The 3,604-nt window shown below is 38.5% G+C and carries 4 protein-coding genes and 2 pseudogenes; 1 reads left to right on the plus strand and 5 read right to left on the minus strand.

Annotation, left to right across the window (positions count from 1 at the left end):
- The 5 genes and pseudogenes from AC52RT_RS04880 to AC52RT_RS04900 all read right to left on the minus strand — a co-directional run.
- Positions 1 to 330 (minus strand): annotated as a pseudogene (locus AC52RT_RS04880) (divalent metal cation transporter); the annotation flags it as partial.
- 104 nt (positions 331 to 434) lie between these two features.
- Complete coding sequence (locus AC52RT_RS04885) at positions 435 to 1,478, minus strand: SEC-C metal-binding domain-containing protein (protein WP_495539710.1); 1,044 nt, start codon at positions 1,476 to 1,478, stop codon at positions 435 to 437.
- Positions 1,479 to 1,980: 502 nt separating this feature from the next.
- Entirely contained in the window at positions 1,981 to 2,271 is a 291-nt protein-coding gene (locus AC52RT_RS04890; RefSeq protein ID WP_495539711.1) for a HesB/IscA family protein, read from the minus strand.
- Positions 2,272 to 2,513: 242 nt separating this feature from the next.
- A complete protein-coding gene (locus AC52RT_RS04895; protein WP_495539712.1) occupies positions 2,514 to 3,107 on the minus strand; it encodes a histidine phosphatase family protein in 594 nt (197 codons plus the stop codon).
- A 33-nt stretch (positions 3,108 to 3,140) separates the two neighbouring features.
- Entirely contained in the window at positions 3,141 to 3,356 is a 216-nt protein-coding gene (locus tag AC52RT_RS04900) for a hypothetical protein (protein ID WP_495539713.1), read from the minus strand.
- Between AC52RT_RS04900 and AC52RT_RS04905 the strand changes: the two are divergent.
- Positions 3,252 to 3,491 (plus strand): annotated as a pseudogene (locus AC52RT_RS04905) (hypothetical protein); the annotation flags it as partial. The gene AC52RT_RS04900 and the pseudogene AC52RT_RS04905 sit on opposite strands and share 105 nt — an antisense overlap.
- Positions 3,492 to 3,604 lie beyond the last annotated feature (113 nt).

A 3,604-nucleotide genomic window follows, 5' to 3' on the forward strand; every position in this document is an offset into this window, starting at 1 on the left:
GCGAAGGCAATACCGCAGCTGGGCCTAAATAGACGCCAAACATTTCATAAGCAACACTTAGATCATCTGTAACCATATCTTCCTTAAAAAAAGCGCTGCTGATACAATAAGCATGGCCATATTAATAGCCCCCGCAAAAATCATCGCAACCACAATATCAATACGTTCATATTTGTATATTTTTTGTTTCTGTAAATCATTCACACCAACAATTCGATTCTGAGTCAAAGAAGAATGAAGATAAATAGCATGCGGCATAACGGTCGCTCCAAGTATCCCTGCAGCCAGTAAAATACTATCCGTCCCCTCACGTGAGAACATACCGCTGACACACTATTTGTAAACCAATTGAACTTCGAGAGAATCTGAAAAGAGACAACAAAAAACTGTCGAGAGATTCTCGACAGTTTGACTAAACAGGACCTGCTTTTCACTTAGCGTGCAGGAGTAAGTTCTTCACTAAGTACGGTCTCAATTTCTTTGAAACGCTTAGATATAGTGGATGCTCCTACACCATATTTCTCGGCAAGCTTCCCTTGAGAAAGACCAAATTCACCAGATGAAATCTGCTTCACAGAATATTCCATAGCAGCTGCAAATGCCTCCGGCTTACGAATGACAGGTGATTCTTGCAGACAGAATGTGTTCCAAAGTTTCTGAGTTAACCCGATAAGCTCCTCTGGATACTCCTCCTGCTCCATTCCCTTTTGAAGAATACGCGCAGTTTCTTCTTGCTTCTCATTTCCCCAATCAAGCCCAGCAGATTCAGAAAGTTCATTTCCTTTAACTACAGCAAATAGTGCATTCAGCACCTCAGGGAATTGTTTTACCATAAACTCTTCAGCTTGACCGTTAAAAGCAGATAATTGCTCTTTCATTGCTTCAAGAATTTTTTCGGTATGTTGCATTTCAATACTAATAAATGGTGTAAAGAAGCTCATAACTTCTTCCATTTCAACAGGATAGCCAAGAATTAAGCTATCTCCATCCATATTCTGTTCCCGATAACCATCCATTGGAAGCGAATAGGCTTTCTTCGTAACAATATCCTCAAGAGACAACACGTCCTCATTAATCCCTTGGATCAAAAGCAATGAAGGAGCCGTATTTACCCATGACTCAACGATTTCTTTCGTTTTTGTCCGGATGATGGATTCACCCTGTTCATTTAAATACTCTTCTAGTATTGTATGACCATTGACGAGTGGTTGAGACAGCATGCCCCACATTCTAAAGTTAAATAAATATAAATCTTGTGTTTCCTCATCCAAAGTAGAATAAATCGGCTGTTTTTCCGCAAGTTTGACGATCTCATCTTGATACTGTTTCTCCGTATAATCAATAAGATCTTTCTGGATCTGTCTAGCTTCCTCGTAGTTGATCATTACAGGAATCTCCGTAACCTTACGTTCACAGCATTTCTTAAACTTTTTCCCGCTTCCGCATGGACAAGGATCATTTCTATTTGCTTTAATCATGTTGTTAGTAACCTCCAAAATAGTGCTATACACCATTGTACCAGAAATACAGCAATTAGATAAGAACGGAAGAATCCGGAAGCGGCTGGAAATTCACTTAAAAGAGGCGGTTTACGGTATTCTTACACTCTTATTCATTGCTTCGACCTGCTTAACATAGATGTATGAATTTTTTACTGTTTTCGAAATAAATAAGGCATAGAGTTTTTTAATCAACTTAAAACCCCTCCAGGATGATAGGGCTTGAACTTATTATCAGCTTCTACCTCCACCCACTTTACCTCAGTAATTTCCGTTTATTTTGTATACCAAGTTCTCCACCTGAAATCCATCCCCTAAGCAACACATCAAATATACAGCCAAAACAAACATACGTTCTTATTTATATGTATCCATTTTATACAATTCCACTGGTACTTTCAACTTTTAACTAAAAAAAGATAGTCATCTATCATAAATAGACTGACTATCCTATAAAAAAAGGTCTCTGTTGCAGCAACGCCTACTTTAATGGAGACACTAAAGGATTTGGATTATTAATCCAAAAGCCATTTTCCTGATAATCAATTTCTGTCTGATTAATAAAACGTGTATCGGCAGTATGAATCAGCACATGAATATCGTTAATAATCAGGATTTCTTCTTGATCAGATTTATCTCTTGCCAGGCTTAAGGAATAGTGCATTTCGTTACAGCACTCACTTCTTACCCCAAATCGTAAAAACCTGCTTTCTTCATCGTTCTCCTGTATTTCTCTAATTTTCTCTTTCGCTCTCTCTGTAATGTTAAACATCCTCAACACTCCTTGCCCGTCTTGAAACTAATAAATCTACTTTATCACGTTATACTTGTTCATAGGTACGAACTAGTTTTAAAGAGACTTAACCATTCAAATTTAATTAAATGATTGATTAATAAATTCCCGTCTGCTTGCAGGTATAAGCTATAACAAAGAAGATCTTTCGATAAAAACGGTTCTTTATTCTCTCTCTATCAAGCTTTACAGCATTTAATCAATCGATTGATTAATCCACTTCAATCCTCTTCGATAATTGCTTCTAGATGCTGCGTGCAATTAAACAATTCACAATCCCATTGATCCGCTGTCAAAAGAATTTTCGTGACCGAGGTATTGTTCAATGGTGCATGCCCATCATTAACAGGAACTAGCTTATTCATCAGATGCCGATTGAAGGCACCATGACTGACGAGTAAGATATTCTGACCGGGATGTTTTTTGAGCATTTCTTCTATTGCCGGCAGACCACGAGCTTCAACATTTTCTTTAGTTTCCCTTTTTAAATCGAGATTTCGCCAATCATTGCCCCATTTTTCCATTCGTTCGGCTTCCGTTGTTCCTTCAATCAACCCTCCGCCAGCCTCCCGCAAACGCTCATCAAAAAAGATTGGGATATCTCCCAGTTTATTACGAACTGCTTCAGCTGTTTGTCTGGCCCTTGTTAAATCACTTGAATAAATAACATCCCACTGTTCTTTACTTAGCCGCTCCGCAAGCTTTTGCGCCTGGATCAGGCCTTCGTCATCCAGCGGTATATTCGTATGCCCCTGTGCCCTTCCTTCCTTATTCCAAGCAGTACTGCCATGTCTGATAAATCCGATTCTAGTCATACCCACTCTCCCATTCACTACGCTAGACTTATTTTATCTCTTCCTGCAAACATACACCATATTTGTTGCATCATTAGTCAATTCCGTTTTACGCCAATCCTGATACCTATCGATGACAGAAAGCCCGTGACTTGCTAATAGCCTGTCCATTTCTGGGACACAGATGAAGATTGGAAAAATCGAAATAAAAAAGAGATTATCCAAAAGGTAAAGAGCAGGCCCGATGATGGCAAAGTCATTCTCATGCATGATATTTATCATACAAGTGCAGAAGCGGCTGAAGAAATCATACGATTACTCAATGAACAACACTATCAACTCGTGACCGTGTCCAAACTGAAAGAAGTTCAGAAACAACGAAACCATTCAGTCGCATCATTCTAAACAAAAGGTATTCTATTAGGAAGCCTTTTCTGTTGCCTAAAAGAAAAAAAACCATTTCAGGAAAATGGTTTTGCTGCACTTACACATTTATATCTTTTTAACAAATTCAGATT

This window comes from Peribacillus sp., from assembly GCF_059453735.1.

Excerpts from the sequence above, each read along its gene's own strand:
- AC52RT_RS04900 (WP_495539713.1), bottom strand. The coding sequence starts at position 3,356 with ATGCATGAGAATGACTTTGCCATCATCGGGCCTGCTCTTTACCTTTTG.
- AC52RT_RS04890 (WP_495539711.1), bottom strand. The coding sequence starts at position 2,271 with ATGTTTAACATTACAGAGAGAGCGAAAGAGAAAATTAGAGAAATACAG.
- AC52RT_RS04885 (WP_495539710.1), bottom strand. The coding sequence starts at position 1,478 with ATGATTAAAGCAAATAGAAATGATCCTTGTCCATGCGGAAGCGGGAAA.
- AC52RT_RS04895 (WP_495539712.1), bottom strand. The coding sequence starts at position 3,107 with ATGACTAGAATCGGATTTATCAGACATGGCAGTACTGCTTGGAATAAG.